This window comes from Pseudomonas kielensis (assembly GCF_030505375.1).
GTDB classification, from domain to species: domain Bacteria; phylum Pseudomonadota; class Gammaproteobacteria; order Pseudomonadales; family Pseudomonadaceae; genus Aquipseudomonas; species Aquipseudomonas kielensis.
Window position 1 is genome coordinate 1,190,499 of the sequence record NZ_CP130043.1, and the last position, 12,060, is coordinate 1,202,558.

At 59.5% G+C, this 12,060-nt stretch carries 17 protein-coding genes; 10 read left to right on the plus strand and 7 right to left on the minus strand.

The window, feature by feature from the left end; genetic code table 11:
* Window positions 1-54 precede the first annotated feature (54 nt).
* The 7 genes from murA to Q1W70_RS05910 form a co-directional block, all read right to left on the minus strand.
* The gene (gene murA, locus Q1W70_RS05880) at window positions 55-1,320 is read right to left on the minus strand and encodes a UDP-N-acetylglucosamine 1-carboxyvinyltransferase (RefSeq protein ID WP_166588752.1); all 1,266 of its coding nucleotides are present in this window, start codon (window positions 1,318-1,320) and stop codon (window positions 55-57) included.
* 22 nt (window positions 1,321-1,342) lie between these two features.
* On the minus strand, window positions 1,343-1,582 hold the full coding sequence (locus Q1W70_RS05885; RefSeq protein WP_003439919.1) for a BolA family protein: 240 nt from the start codon (window positions 1,580-1,582) through the stop codon (window positions 1,343-1,345).
* A 114-nt stretch (window positions 1,583-1,696) separates the two neighbouring features.
* A complete protein-coding gene (locus tag Q1W70_RS05890) occupies window positions 1,697-2,002 on the minus strand; it encodes an STAS domain-containing protein (protein ID WP_166588753.1) in 306 nt (101 codons plus the stop codon).
* On the minus strand, window positions 1,999-2,640 hold the full coding sequence (locus tag Q1W70_RS05895; RefSeq protein WP_166588754.1) for an MlaC/ttg2D family ABC transporter substrate-binding protein: 642 nt from the start codon (window positions 2,638-2,640) through the stop codon (window positions 1,999-2,001). The genes Q1W70_RS05890 and Q1W70_RS05895 overlap by 4 nt, the downstream gene beginning before the upstream one ends.
* 11 nt (window positions 2,641-2,651) lie before the next feature.
* A complete protein-coding gene (gene mlaD, locus Q1W70_RS05900; RefSeq protein WP_166588755.1) occupies window positions 2,652-3,119 on the minus strand; it encodes an outer membrane lipid asymmetry maintenance protein MlaD in 468 nt (155 codons plus the stop codon).
* Window positions 3,119-3,916 (minus strand): lipid asymmetry maintenance ABC transporter permease subunit MlaE, encoded by a 798-nt coding sequence (gene mlaE, locus Q1W70_RS05905; RefSeq protein ID WP_166588756.1) that lies wholly within the window; start codon window positions 3,914-3,916, stop codon window positions 3,119-3,121. Before mlaE ends, mlaD begins: the two co-directional genes overlap by 1 nt.
* Window positions 3,916-4,725, minus strand: a complete 810-nt coding sequence (locus Q1W70_RS05910) for an ATP-binding cassette domain-containing protein (protein ID WP_166588757.1) — start codon at window positions 4,723-4,725, stop codon at window positions 3,916-3,918. Before Q1W70_RS05910 ends, mlaE begins: the two co-directional genes overlap by 1 nt.
* Before the next feature lie 277 nt (window positions 4,726-5,002).
* On the opposite strand from Q1W70_RS05910, the gene Q1W70_RS05915 reads away from it, so the two are divergent.
* The 10 genes from Q1W70_RS05915 to Q1W70_RS05960 all read left to right on the plus strand — a co-directional run bounded on the left by Q1W70_RS05915 (window position 5,003) and on the right by Q1W70_RS05960 (window position 12,059).
* Window positions 5,003-5,977, plus strand: a complete 975-nt coding sequence (locus Q1W70_RS05915; protein ID WP_182343529.1) for a KpsF/GutQ family sugar-phosphate isomerase — start codon at window positions 5,003-5,005, stop codon at window positions 5,975-5,977.
* Window positions 5,977-6,501 carry a KdsC family phosphatase gene (locus Q1W70_RS05920; RefSeq protein ID WP_182343527.1) on the plus strand — a complete coding sequence of 175 codons (525 nt, stop codon included), beginning with the start codon at window positions 5,977-5,979 and terminating at the stop codon, window positions 6,499-6,501. The genes Q1W70_RS05915 and Q1W70_RS05920 overlap by 1 nt, the downstream gene beginning before the upstream one ends.
* A 7-nt stretch (window positions 6,502-6,508) precedes the next feature.
* Entirely contained in the window at window positions 6,509-7,081 is a 573-nt protein-coding gene (gene lptC / locus Q1W70_RS05925) for an LPS export ABC transporter periplasmic protein LptC (RefSeq protein ID WP_166588760.1), read from the plus strand.
* Window positions 7,068-7,616 carry a lipopolysaccharide transport periplasmic protein LptA gene (gene lptA, locus Q1W70_RS05930; protein ID WP_166588761.1) on the plus strand — a complete coding sequence of 183 codons (549 nt, stop codon included), beginning with the start codon at window positions 7,068-7,070 and terminating at the stop codon, window positions 7,614-7,616. Before lptC ends, lptA begins: the two co-directional genes overlap by 14 nt.
* Window positions 7,616-8,341, plus strand: coding sequence for an LPS export ABC transporter ATP-binding protein (lptB, locus tag Q1W70_RS05935; RefSeq protein WP_095169352.1), 726 nt, complete (start codon window positions 7,616-7,618; stop codon window positions 8,339-8,341). Before lptA ends, lptB begins: the two co-directional genes overlap by 1 nt.
* 182 nt (window positions 8,342-8,523) lie before the next feature.
* Window positions 8,524-10,017, plus strand: coding sequence for an RNA polymerase factor sigma-54 (locus tag Q1W70_RS05940; protein ID WP_166588762.1), 1,494 nt, complete (start codon window positions 8,524-8,526; stop codon window positions 10,015-10,017).
* A 108-nt stretch (window positions 10,018-10,125) separates the two neighbouring features.
* Window positions 10,126-10,434, plus strand: coding sequence for a ribosome hibernation-promoting factor, HPF/YfiA family (gene hpf / locus Q1W70_RS05945; RefSeq protein WP_003178005.1), 309 nt, complete (start codon window positions 10,126-10,128; stop codon window positions 10,432-10,434).
* Window positions 10,435-10,446: 12 nt separating this feature from the next.
* Window positions 10,447-10,911: a PTS IIA-like nitrogen regulatory protein PtsN gene (ptsN, locus tag Q1W70_RS05950; RefSeq protein WP_095169350.1), complete on the plus strand. Its 465-nt coding sequence runs from the start codon at window positions 10,447-10,449 to the stop codon at window positions 10,909-10,911.
* A 2-nt stretch (window positions 10,912-10,913) separates the two neighbouring features.
* The gene (gene rapZ, locus Q1W70_RS05955; RefSeq protein ID WP_166588763.1) at window positions 10,914-11,771 is read left to right on the plus strand and encodes an RNase adapter RapZ; all 858 of its coding nucleotides are present in this window, start codon (window positions 10,914-10,916) and stop codon (window positions 11,769-11,771) included.
* Between the two features lie 15 nt (window positions 11,772-11,786).
* The gene (locus Q1W70_RS05960) at window positions 11,787-12,059 is read left to right on the plus strand and encodes an HPr family phosphocarrier protein (RefSeq protein WP_166588764.1); all 273 of its coding nucleotides are present in this window, start codon (window positions 11,787-11,789) and stop codon (window positions 12,057-12,059) included.
* Window position 12,060 lies beyond the last annotated feature (1 nt).

Genomic DNA, 12,060 nt, shown 5'->3' on the forward strand with positions numbered 1-12,060 from the left:
CAGGCTCGACTTCAACAAATCTGTGGGCACCTCCCTGTGCCCTTGACGCAACGACTAGCCCGGTACGCGGCGGATCTTCGCGCCGAGCATCTGCAGCTTCTCTTCGATGCACTCGTAACCACGGTCTATGTGGTAGATGCGATCGATCAGCGTGTCGCCTTCGGCTACCAGCGCCGAAATCACCAGGCTGGCCGAGGCCCGCAGGTCGGTGGCCATGACTGGCGCGCCCTTGAGCTTGTCGATACCGGTCACGATGGCCGTGTTGCCTTCGACCTGGATATGCGCGCCCATGCGGTGCAGTTCGTAGACGTGCATGAAGCGGTTTTCGAAGATCGTCTCGATCACAGCGCCCGTGCCTTCGGCAATGGCGTTGAGGGAGATGAACTGCGCCTGCATGTCGGTCGGGAACGCCGGGTACGGCGCTGTACGCACGTTGACCGCCTTGGGCCGCTTGCCGTGCATGTTCAGCTCGATCCAGTCTTCGCCCGTGGTGATTTCCGCACCTGCTTCGCGCAGTTTTTCCAGCACCGCCTCGAGGATGGTCGGATCGGTGTCCTTGACCTTCACACGGCCGCCGGTCACGGCTGCCGCTACCAGGTAGGTACCGGTTTCGATACGGTCCGGCATCACGCGGTAGGTGGCAGTGCCCAGGCGCTTCACGCCATCGATGGTGATGGTGTCGGTGCCCGCGCCCTGGACGTTGGCGCCCATGGCGTTGAGGAAGTTCGCCAGGTCGACGACTTCTGGCTCACGAGCGGCGTTCTGCAGCACGCTGCGGCCGTTGGCCAGGGCTGCGGCCATCATGATGTTCTCGGTACCGGTCACGCTGACGGTATCGAAGAAGAAGTTGGCCCCGCGCAAACCGCCTTCCGGCGCCTTGGCCTTGATGTAGCCGCCTTCCACGTCAATGGTCGCGCCCATGGCTTCAAGGCCACGGATGTGCAGGTCGACCGGACGCGAGCCGATGGCGCAACCGCCAGGCAGTGCCACTTCGGCTTCACCAAAACGGGCAACCATCGGCCCCAATACCAGGATCGAGGCACGCATGGTTTTCACCAGCTCGTACGGTGCGATCAGGGTCTTGATGGTACGCGGGTCGATTTCGACGCTGAGCTTCTCGTCGATCACCGGCTCAATGCCCATGCGACCGAACAGCTCGATCATGGTGGTGATGTCGTGCAGGTGCGGCAGGTTGGCAACCGTCACCGGGCCATCGCACAGCAGCGTTGCCGCCAGGATCGGCAGGGCAGAGTTCTTTGCCCCGGAGATGCGGATTTCGCCATCAAGACGAACGCCGCCGGTAATAATCAATTTATCCATAAGAATCTCGACGCCCTTGGGCTCAGGTGCGCTCGGCCCAGGCCGCGCTGCTGAAAAATTTCATAGTGACCGCGTGGATGCTGCCATCGGCGATCCATGGGTTCAAATGGGCATAGATGCTCTGCTGACGCTTGACCGGGCTCAAAGCCACCAGTTCATCGCTAATCACGTTCAGCTGAAAGTTGCAGCCTTCGCCTTCAACTTCTACCTGAGTTCCGGGAAGCTTTCCCTCAAGGAAGCTCTTCACTTCTACGGCCTGCATGCTCAACCTCAATCGGCGCCCTGTGCGCGCGGGTCGGACATCATACAAAAAAGCCCCGCGCCTGCGAACCCCGCATAGCAGGACTCTGACGGGGGGCTTCTTTATAGATGCTAGTTAAGGGTGCGCCAAAAGCTCGGTCAAACCTGAGACCTGAGCAATTTCACGCATATCGTCTGGCAAGGCACGAATGCTCACCGCCTTGCCGGCCGCTGCCGCATCGCGCATGAACGCCAGCAGCAAGGACAAGCCAACGCTGCTGGATTTCTCCACGCCGGCGCAATCGAGCACCACGATAGGTGCGGTGCTCGACTGGATCAAGGCCTGGCCCTGCTTGCGCAGGACTGGCCCGGAGCGGTAATCGAGGACTCCGCTGAGCAGCAGCTCACCGGCTTCACCCAAACGCACGGCCGAGTCACTCATTGGCTTTGCTTCTCGGAGGTTTCCTTGGCCTTGGCCACTTCACCGGCCCAACCATTGATGGTCTTGTCCAGGTTGTTGCCGTTGCGCTGCATGGCGTCGGCGAACTGGTCACGGAACAGCTTGCCAATGTTGATGCCATTGATGATCACGTTGCGCAGTTTCCACTCGCCATTGATCTTTTCCAGGGTGTAGGACACTGGATAGATCGCACCGTTGCTGCCCTTGACGGTCATGCCGACACTGGTGCGGTCGCCCGACTCGTCCTTGGCCGGATCAACGGTGATGCCCTGGTTGTTGTACTCAAGCAGGGCATTGCCATAGAACTGGAACAGGCCGGTCTTGAAGTTCTCTTCGAAGGCCTTCATCTGCGCTGGCGTGGCTTTGCGCGAATACTTGACGGTCATGATGCTCTTGGAAATGCCCTCGGCATCCACCACAGGCCCGACAATGCTGTTCAATGCGGCGTAGAAGTCTTTCGGGTCCTGCTTGTACTTTTCCTTGTTGGCCGCCAGATCGGCGAGCAACCGGTTGGTCGTGTCCTGCACCAGCTCGTGCGCAGAAGGCGCAGCCACAGCGTTAGCCACCAGCGGCAAGGCCGCGAGCAGTACCAACAGGCCACGTCGCAAGGTAGAGATCATGGAAAAACTCCTCATTTAGCGTCTTTACTCACAGTATTGAGCAGGAATTTACCGATCAGGTCTTCGAGTACCAGCGAGGACTGCGTGTCATGGATGGTACCGCCATCCTTGAGCAACGACTCTTCGCCGCCCACGCTGATACCGATGTACTTCTCGCCCAACAGGCCAGCGGTGAGGATAGATGCAGTGGAATCGGACGGAAGGTTATCTACCCGTTTTTCCAGCTGCAGCGTCACACGCCCGGTGAAACTGTCGCGATCCAGATCGATTGCCGTGACCTTGCCGATGGTCACACCGGCCATGGTCACTTTCGATCTGACAGTCAAACCGGCGATATTGTCGAAATACGCATAAAGTTTATAGGTGTCGGTGCCCGACACCGGGGACAGTCCACTGACCCGCAGGGCAAGCAACAGTAAAGCCAGGATGCCAGCCAGCAAGAAAAGGCCGACACCGATTTCCAGGGTGCGGTTTTGCATCAGAAATCTCCAAACATCAAGGCGGTCAGAATAAAGTCCAGGCCGAGAATGGCCAACGAGGCATACACCACTGTCTTGGTGGTGGCACGACTGATCCCCTCTGAAGTGGGCTCACAGTCATAGCCTTGGAATACGGCGATCCAGGTCACGACAAAGGCAAAGACCATGCTTTTAATGATGCCATTAAGCACATCGCCATTGAACGTCACGCTGTTTTGCATGTTCGACCAGTAAGAGCCTTCATACACGCCCAGCCAGTCGACAGCCACCCAGGAACCACCCCAGATACCCACCACGCTGAAGATCATCGCCAGCAGCGGCAGGGAAATGAAGCCGGCCCACAACCGGGGGGCAATGATGTACTTGAGCGGGTCGACGCCAATCATTTCCAGGCTGGACAACTGCTCAGTGGACTTCATGTTGCCGATTTCCGCGGTCAACGCCGAACCGGCGCGCCCGGCAAACAGCAGCGCAGTCACCACCGGCCCCAGTTCGCGCAGCAGGGTCAGCGCCACCATCTGCCCGACCGCCTGCTCCGAGCCGTAGCTGGAGAGGATGTTGAAGCCTTGCAGCGCCAGCACCATGCCGATGAAGATCCCCGAGACCACAATGATCACCAGGGACATCACGCCAACCGAGTGCAGTTGCTTGATCAGCAGGCTGAACCCGCCGCCGACGCTGCCGCGCCCGAGCAAGGCGTGAAACAGGAACAATGACGAACGGCCAAGCACCGCGACGCTGTCGATGGCCGCCTGGCCGAATCGACGCACTCTCTCTATCAGTGAAGTCTTGCGCATCAGCGCTTCCCCAGAAGATCTGCGCGGTAATCCGTCGCGGGAAAATGGAAGGGTACCGGACCGTCCGGATCACCTTTCATGAATTGGCGGATCCGCGGATTATCGGAATCCATCAGTTCGGCGGGTGTGCCCTGCCCCAGCACCTGGCCATCACCGACCACATACAGGTAGTCAGCGATGCTCGCGGTTTCGGCCAGGTCGTGGGAAACCACGATGCTGGTGATCCCCAGGGCATCGTTGAGCAGGCGGATCAGGCGAACCAATACTCCCATGGCGATGGGGTCCTGCCCGACGAAGGGCTCGTCGTACATGAGGATGCCCGGGTCCAGGGCAATCGCCCGGGCCAGCGCGACACGACGCTTCATGCCGCCGGACAGTTCGTCGGGCATCAAATCGGTGGCACCGCGCAAACCCACGGCCTGCAGCTTCATCAGGACGATGTCGCGGATCATTTCTTCGGGCAGTTGGGTATGCACGCGCAGCGGAAACGCGACGTTCTCGAACACATCGAGGTCGGTGAACAGCGCTCCGCTCTGGAACAGCACCCCCATATGCTTGCGCGCATCGAACAGATCGCTGCGCGACAGCTTGGGCAAATTCTGGCCGTTGACCCACACTTCGCCACTGGAAGGACGCAACTGCGCGCCCATCAGGCGTAGCAGCGTGGTTTTCCCGCAACCGGAAGGCCCCATGATGCCGGTGACCTTACCGCGTGGTATGCGAATATCGACATTATTGAAAATGCTGCGCGCGCCGCGCTTGAAGGACACTCCCTTAAGCTCGACCGCGTAGGCGTTATCGGCACTCATCTAAACTCCTTGCGATGCAAGCCTCACACTGGGACGCCGCACCCTCCGACGAGAGCACATATCATCCTTGGCAGGCCGGACAGGCGGCGAACTATATCACTGCCCAGTCATGGCGCCCAAGGCCGAAGACCGCCGCATTCAGCTTCAATTAAGGTGAAAGCCGGTTAATCGCAGGGTTCCCGTGACGCAGCCCGCACAAAGCGTGACGAACTAACGTGAGGGAATTGATCATTACCGCTATAATCGCCACCTTTTCCCAGGCTATTCGACTTCAGACATGAGCCAGTCCAGCGACCCGATCAAATCGGCACAACGTACGATCCGCCTCGAGCTGGAAGCCGTCAAAGGCTTGCTGGCCCATATCGACGCAGACTTCGTACGCGCTTGCGAGTTGATTCTGTCCAGCAAAGGCCGAGTGGTGGTGGTCGGCATGGGCAAGTCCGGGCACATCGGCAACAAGATTGCCGCGACCCTGGCCAGCACCGGCACCACGGCCTTTTTTGTGCACCCCGCCGAAGCCAGCCATGGCGACATGGGCATGATTACCCGCGATGACATCATCCTCGCCTTGTCCAATTCCGGCTCGACCCACGAAATCATCACCCTGCTCCCGCTGATCAAGCGCATGGGAATCCAGTTGATCAGCCTGACCGGCAACCCTGACTCGACACTGGCCAAGGCCGCTGACGTCAATCTGAACGTGCATGTCGAGCATGAAGCCTGCCCGCTGAACCTGGCGCCGACGTCATCGACCACGGCAGCGCTGGTGATGGGCGACGCCCTGGCGGTGGCCTTGCTGGAAGCCCGGGGCTTTACCGCCGAGGACTTCGCCTTCTCCCACCCGGGCGGCGCGCTGGGTCGGCGCCTGCTGCTGAAAGTCGAAGACGTCATGCACATCGGTGCCGAACTGCCACAGGTGGTGCGCGGTACATCGCTCAAAGACGCCTTGCTGGAAATGACCCGCAAGGGCCTGGGCATGACCGTGGTCCTGGAAGCCGATGGCACCCTGGCCGGGATTTTCACGGACGGCGACCTGCGGCGCACCCTGGACCGCTCGATCGACTTCCAGCAGGCCAGGATCGAAGAGGTCATGACCCTTCATGGCAAGACCGCCCGGGCCGACATGCTCGCCGCACAAGCCCTGAAGATCATGGAAGACAACAAGATCAACGCCCTGGTGGTGGTCGACAACGATGACCGCCCGATCGGCGCCCTGAACATGCACGACCTGTTGCGCGCAGGGGTGATGTAATGGCTGACGACCTGCTCGAACGCGCCAGGCCCGTCAAGCTGGCGGTCTTCGATGTCGACGGCGTACTCACCGACGGTCGCCTGAATTTCCTCGAGGATGGCAGCGAATTCAAGAGTTTCAGCACCCTCGACGGCCAGGGCATGAAAATGTTGCTGGCCAGCGGTGTGACAATGGCCATTATCAGTGGTCGAACAAGCCCGGCGGTCGAGCGTCGCGCCAAAAACCTGGGGATAAGCCACCTGTATCAAGGCCGCGAGGACAAACTTGCGGTGCTCGACGAGCTTCTCGCGCAACTGGGCCTAAGCTATGAACAGGTCGCCTATCTGGGCGACGACCTACCCGACCTGCCGGTGATTAGGCGCGTCGGCCTCGGCATGGCCGTTGCCAATGCCGCGAGTTTTGTCCGCGAACACGCCCACGGCATCACCGAGGCCCGTGGTGGCGAAGGTGCTGCTCGAGAATTCTGTGAATTGATATTACGCGCCCAAGGCAATCTGGAAGACGCCAACGCTGCGTACCTGTGAGTCATTTATGCTGAGTAAAAAGTTTCGCAATATCGTGTTTTTCGCAGCCATCGCCGCGTTGTTAGCGGCTGTCGGCTACTGGAACATCAGCCCTGAGCGCTTTCTCGACAAGCCGGTAGCCGCGGTCAACGAGAGCGAGATCGACTACTACGCCATCAACGCCCACAGCGTGCAGTTCCAGCCAGATGGCAAGTTGCAGTACGACATGACGTCCGACAAGGTCGAACACGTCAAGGCCAGCGAAGTCACCTTGCTGACCAAGCCGGACCTGCAGATGTATCGCGGCAGCGAATTCCCCTGGCATGTGCAGAGCGAGCGTGGCGAGGTCAATCCTGACGGCACCGAGGTCGAACTCATCGACTCGGTGCGCATTGCACGCACCGATGCCAAGAATCGCCCGATGGTCATCACCACCACACGCATGACGGTATTCCCCAAGCAACAATATGCGCAGACCCAGCAAGCCGTTAGAATCGACGGCGCTGGCGGTGTATCGACTGGTACCGGAATGAAGGCGTATTTGAAAGAAAGCAGGATACACCTGCTATCGAACGTAAGAGGACAGTATGAGGCTCGTTAAAACCCTCCCTATTTTGCTCAGTTTGGGCGCAGCACTGGGAAGCGTGAGCGCCTGGGCCCTGCCGACCGATAGAGATCAACCTATCCGCATCCAGGCCGACGACGCCCAACTGGACGACAAGAACGGTATCGCCACCTACAAGGGCGACGTGATCATCACCCAGGGCTCGATGAAGGTCACCGGCAACACCGTGACCATCACCCGCACCGCAGCGGGTGACATCGACGTCGTGACCTCGGTTGGCAACCTGGCCTACTTCGAGCAAGTGCAAACGGCGGGCGACTCCAAACCCGTGCAGGGCTACGGGGTGACCATCCAGTACCACGCCTCGCAAGACCGCGTCGTGCTGATCGATCGGGCCAAAGTCGTCGACAAGGACGGCAACATTACCCAGGGCGAGAAAATCGTCTACGACACCAACAAAAAGCTCGCCAGCGCCGGTCGCGCCACGGGCAGCAAGGTCACTGAGCAACGTCCGCGGATCGACATGGTCATCCAGCCGAAAAAGAAAACTGACGAGCAAAAGGCCCAGTAATGGCAACTCTGAAAGCCCAGCACCTGGCCAAGAGCTACAAGAGCCGTCAGGTCGTGCGTGACGTCAGCCTGTCCATCGACAGCGGCCAGATCGTCGGCCTGCTTGGCCCCAACGGTGCCGGCAAGACCACCTGCTTCTACATGATCGTCGGCCTGGTGCAGGCCGACCAGGGTCGCGTACTGATCGACGACCTGGATGTCAGCCACCAGCCCATGCACGGTCGCGCACGGGCAGGTATCGGCTATCTTCCACAGGAGGCGTCGATCTTCCGCAAACTGTCGGTTGCCGACAACATCATGGCCATTCTCGAAACCCGCAAGGAACTCGACAAGGCCGGTCGGCGCAAGGAACTCGAAAGCCTGTTGCAGGAGTTCCACATCAACCATATCCGCGACAACCTGGGCATGAGCCTTTCCGGTGGCGAACGACGCCGCGTGGAAATTGCCCGCGCCCTGGCCACCGCGCCGAAGTTCATCCTGCTCGACGAACCTTTCGCCGGCGTGGACCCGATTTCGGTCGGTGACATCAAGCAGATCATCCATCACCTCAAGGCCAAGGGCATTGGCGTACTGATCACGGACCACAACGTGCGTGAAACGTTGGACATCTGCGAAACCGCCTACATCGTGAACGATGGTCAACTGATCGCAGAAGGTGACGCTGAAACCATCCTGGCCAACGAACTGGTCAAGGAAGTGTACCTGGGCCACGAGTTCCGCCTTTAAGCAGCGAGGCGTCTGGCCTGCCGGTAGAGCGCATTGTCAATGAAAGCCTGAATATTTTTATTGTCATGACGCTCTAGGCAAACACTTCAGTTTCAGGCATATAATTTGCTTAAGTTTGGCGCTCCGGCGCCCTGTAGTGGATGGCGCACGTGCGCCGGCGAATAAGGTGTTAAGCCCCAGCCATGAAACCATCGCTAGTCTTGAGAATGGGCCAGCAGCTGACGATGACACCGCAGCTGCAACAGGCCATCCGCCTGCTCCAATTGTCGACCCTGGACCTGCAACAGGAAATCCAGGAAGCCTTGGAGTCAAATCCAATGCTCGAACGCCAGGAAGAAGGCGACGACTTCGATAACGCCGACCCTATGGCGGACAACATCGAGCACAAACCCAACACCGACGTCCAGGAACCCTCCTACCAGGAAACCGCCCCCACGGTGGATAACCTCGAGGAAGGTGAATGGAACGAACGCATTCCCAACGAACTGCCGGTCGACACCGCCTGGGAAGACGTCTACCAGACCAGCGCCAGCAGCCTGCCCAGCAACGATGACGACGAGTGGGATTTCACCACCCGCACCTCCGCCGGTGAAAGCCTGCAGAGCCACCTGCTCTGGCAATTGAACCTGGCCCCGATGTCCGACACCGATCGCCTGATCGGCGTGACCCTGATCGACTGCATCAACAATCAGGGCTACCTGGACGAAACCCTCGAGGAAATTCTCGAGGCATTCGACCCGGAACTGGACATCGAGCTGGACGAAATCGAAGCCGTCCTGCATCGCATCCAGCAATTCGAGCCCGCCGGCATCGGCGCCCGCAACCTGGGTGAGTGCCTGTTGCTGCAATTGCGCCAGCTGCCCGCCAAGACCCCTTGGCTGGCAGAGGCCAAGCGCCTGGTCAGTGATTACATCGATCTGCTCGGCAGCCGCGACTACAGCCAGTTGATGCGGCGCATGAAGCTCAAGGAAGACGAACTGCGCCAGGTCATCGAACTGGTCCAGAGCCTCAACCCGCGGCCCGGCTCGCAGATCGAGTCCAGCGAAGCCGAATACGTGGTGCCCGATGTGATCGTGCGCAAGGACAACGAACGCTGGCTGGTGGAACTGAACCAGGAGTCGGTACCGCGCTTGCGGGTCAACCCTCAGTACGCCGGTTTCGTGCGTCGCGCCGACACCAGCGCCGACAACACCTTCATGCGCAATCAGTTGCAAGAGGCACGCTGGTTCATCAAGAGCCTGCAAAGCCGCAACGAAACCCTGATGAAAGTGGCCACCCAGATCGTCGAGCACCAGCGCGGCTTTCTCGAATATGGCGACGAGGCGATGAAGCCGCTGGTCCTGCATGACATCGCCGAAGCGGTGGGCATGCACGAGTCGACGATTTCCCGGGTCACCACGCAAAAATTCATGCATACCCCGCGCGGTATCTATGAGCTGAAATACTTTTTCTCAAGCCACGTCAGCACCTCCGAAGGCGGCGAATGCTCGTCCACGGCGATCCGCGCGATCATCAAAAAACTGGTTGCCGCGGAAAATCAGAAAAAGCCGTTGAGTGACAGCAAGATCGCTGGTTTACTGGAGGCACAAGGTATTCAGGTAGCCCGTCGTACCGTCGCCAAGTACCGTGAATCCCTCGGGATCGCGCCTTCGAGCGAACGCAAGCGATTGATGTAACGGGCCACGCCACCGCGTTCCAGGGTGTTTTCGAAATCTTTCGCAGACACCCTAGTGGCAGGCAACTCGGCCTGCCGCCTTATGCACTGGCAACGAAGGAGAAGCTGTATGCAAGTCAACATCAGTGGACACCAACTGGAAGTTACCGAACCTCTGCGCACCTACATCGGCGAAAAACTCGACCGACTGGAGAGGCATTTCGACAAGATCACCAACGTGCAAGTCACGATGAATGTCGAGAAGCTGTTGCAGAAAATCGAAGCCACGCTGCATATCCCCGGCGGAGAAGTGGTCGCCAATGCCGAGCATACGGACATGTATGCCGCCATTGACCTGCTGACCGACAAGCTGGACCGTCAACTTAAAAAGCATAAGGAAAAGACCCAGAGCCTCCTCCAGGGCGCAACCGGTCGTTAACACCCCCATCCCATGATCCGACTTGAAAGCATCCTGACCCCCGGCCGTTCTTTGGTGAACGTGCCGGGCGGCAGTAAAAAACGCGCCCTCGAACAAATTGCCAACCTGATCGCCCGGGAAGTCCCGGATCTGGAGATGCAAGATGTCTTCGAGAGCCTGATTGCCCGTGAAAAACTCGGTTCGACCGGTTTTGGCAACGGCATCGCCATTCCTCACTGCCGCCTCAAAGGCTGCGAGGCGCCCATCAGCGCCTTGATGCACCTGGATGCGCCTATTGATTTCGACGCCATCGACGGCGCTCCGGTCGACCTGCTGTTCGTGCTGCTGGTCCCGCAAGCCGCCACCGATGCCCACCTGGAACTTCTGCGCCAGATCGCCAGCATGCTGGACCGCAAGGAAGTGCGCGACCGCCTGCGCAGTGCCAGCACCAGCGAAGCCCTGTACCAGGTCGTCCTGGACGAACAAAACGGTCACTAATCATGCGCCTGATCATCGTCAGCGGCCGCTCCGGCTCCGGTAAAAGCACAGCCCTCAATGTTCTGGAGGACAACGGCTACTACTGCATCGACAACCTGCCCGCCGGGTTGCTGCCAGAGTTGGCCGAACGCGCGTTGCTTCACGACGAGTTGGCCCAGCCGCTGGTGGCCGTATCGATCGATGCGCGCAACCTGCCGAGCCATTTGTCGCGTTTCCCTGAATTGCTCGAAGAAGTGCGCAACCGGCACATCCAATGTGATGTGCTGTTCCTCGATGCCGATGAAGAAACCCTGCTCAAGCGCTTCTCGGAAACCCGTCGCCGCCACCCGCTGAGCAGCTCGCAGCGTTCGCTGGCCGAAGCCATCCAGGACGAGACCCGCCTGCTGGAGCCGATCGCCGACCTGGCCGACCTCAAGCTCAACACCACCGACCTGAACCTCTACCAACTGCGTGACACCATCAAGTTGCGCCTGCTCAATCAACCCGAGCCGGGCACGGCATTCCTGGTCGAGTCGTTCGGGTTCAAGCGTGGCATGCCAGTGGATGCCGATTTGGTGTTCGACGTCCGCTGCCTGCCCAACCCCTACTGGAAACCGGAACTACGCGCTCAGTCCGGGCTAGACCAGCCGGTTGCCGAATACCTGGCAGCTCAGCCGGATGTCGAAGAAATGTTTGAAGACATCTCCAGCTACCTGCTCAAATGGCTGCCGCGCTTTGCCGCCAGCAATCGGGCCTACGTGACCATAGCCATTGGCTGCACGGGCGGGCATCACCGCTCCGTCTACCTGACCGAACGCCTGGGCCAGGTCCTGCAAAAATCCCTGAAGAATGTCCAGGTTCGCCACCGCGACCTTAGCTAAAGGATTCACACCGCGATGCCTGCTCTGGAAATTGAAATCATCAACAAACTGGGCCTGCACGCCCGCGCTTCAGCCAAGTTCGTCGGCGTTGCAGGCCAGTACCCATGCCAGATTCGTGCAGGACGCACCCCACAGTCGATGGTCGACGGCAAGAGCATCATGGCCATGATGATGCTGGCCGCAGGCAAAGGCACTCGCATCCACCTGAGCACCGAAGGCGAGCAGGAACAGGAAGCGCTGGATGCCCTGGTAGCACTGATCAACAACTACTTCGACGAAGGCGAGTAGG

Coding starts and splice junctions, on each gene's coding strand:
- murA (WP_166588752.1), bottom strand. CDS start 1,320: ATGGATAAATTGATTATTACCGGCGGCGTTCGTCTTGATGGCGAAATC.
- Q1W70_RS05885 (WP_003439919.1), bottom strand. CDS start 1,582: ATGCAGGCCGTAGAAGTGAAGAGCTTCCTTGAGGGAAAGCTTCCCGGA.
- Q1W70_RS05890 (WP_166588753.1), bottom strand. CDS start 2,002: ATGAGTGACTCGGCCGTGCGTTTGGGTGAAGCCGGTGAGCTGCTGCTC.
- Q1W70_RS05895 (WP_166588754.1), bottom strand. CDS start 2,640: ATGATCTCTACCTTGCGACGTGGCCTGTTGGTACTGCTCGCGGCCTTG.
- mlaD (WP_166588755.1), bottom strand. CDS start 3,119: ATGCAAAACCGCACCCTGGAAATCGGTGTCGGCCTTTTCTTGCTGGCT.
- mlaE (WP_166588756.1), bottom strand. CDS start 3,916: ATGCGCAAGACTTCACTGATAGAGAGAGTGCGTCGATTCGGCCAGGCG.
- Q1W70_RS05910 (WP_166588757.1), bottom strand. CDS start 4,725: ATGAGTGCCGATAACGCCTACGCGGTCGAGCTTAAGGGAGTGTCCTTC.
- Q1W70_RS05915 (WP_182343529.1), top strand. CDS start 5,003: ATGAGCCAGTCCAGCGACCCGATCAAATCGGCACAACGTACGATCCGC.
- Q1W70_RS05920 (WP_182343527.1), top strand. CDS start 5,977: ATGGCTGACGACCTGCTCGAACGCGCCAGGCCCGTCAAGCTGGCGGTC.
- lptC (WP_166588760.1), top strand. CDS start 6,509: ATGCTGAGTAAAAAGTTTCGCAATATCGTGTTTTTCGCAGCCATCGCC.
- lptA (WP_166588761.1), top strand. CDS start 7,068: ATGAGGCTCGTTAAAACCCTCCCTATTTTGCTCAGTTTGGGCGCAGCA.
- lptB (WP_095169352.1), top strand. CDS start 7,616: ATGGCAACTCTGAAAGCCCAGCACCTGGCCAAGAGCTACAAGAGCCGT.
- Q1W70_RS05940 (WP_166588762.1), top strand. CDS start 8,524: ATGAAACCATCGCTAGTCTTGAGAATGGGCCAGCAGCTGACGATGACA.
- hpf (WP_003178005.1), top strand. CDS start 10,126: ATGCAAGTCAACATCAGTGGACACCAACTGGAAGTTACCGAACCTCTG.
- ptsN (WP_095169350.1), top strand. CDS start 10,447: ATGATCCGACTTGAAAGCATCCTGACCCCCGGCCGTTCTTTGGTGAAC.
- rapZ (WP_166588763.1), top strand. CDS start 10,914: ATGCGCCTGATCATCGTCAGCGGCCGCTCCGGCTCCGGTAAAAGCACA.
- Q1W70_RS05960 (WP_166588764.1), top strand. CDS start 11,787: ATGCCTGCTCTGGAAATTGAAATCATCAACAAACTGGGCCTGCACGCC.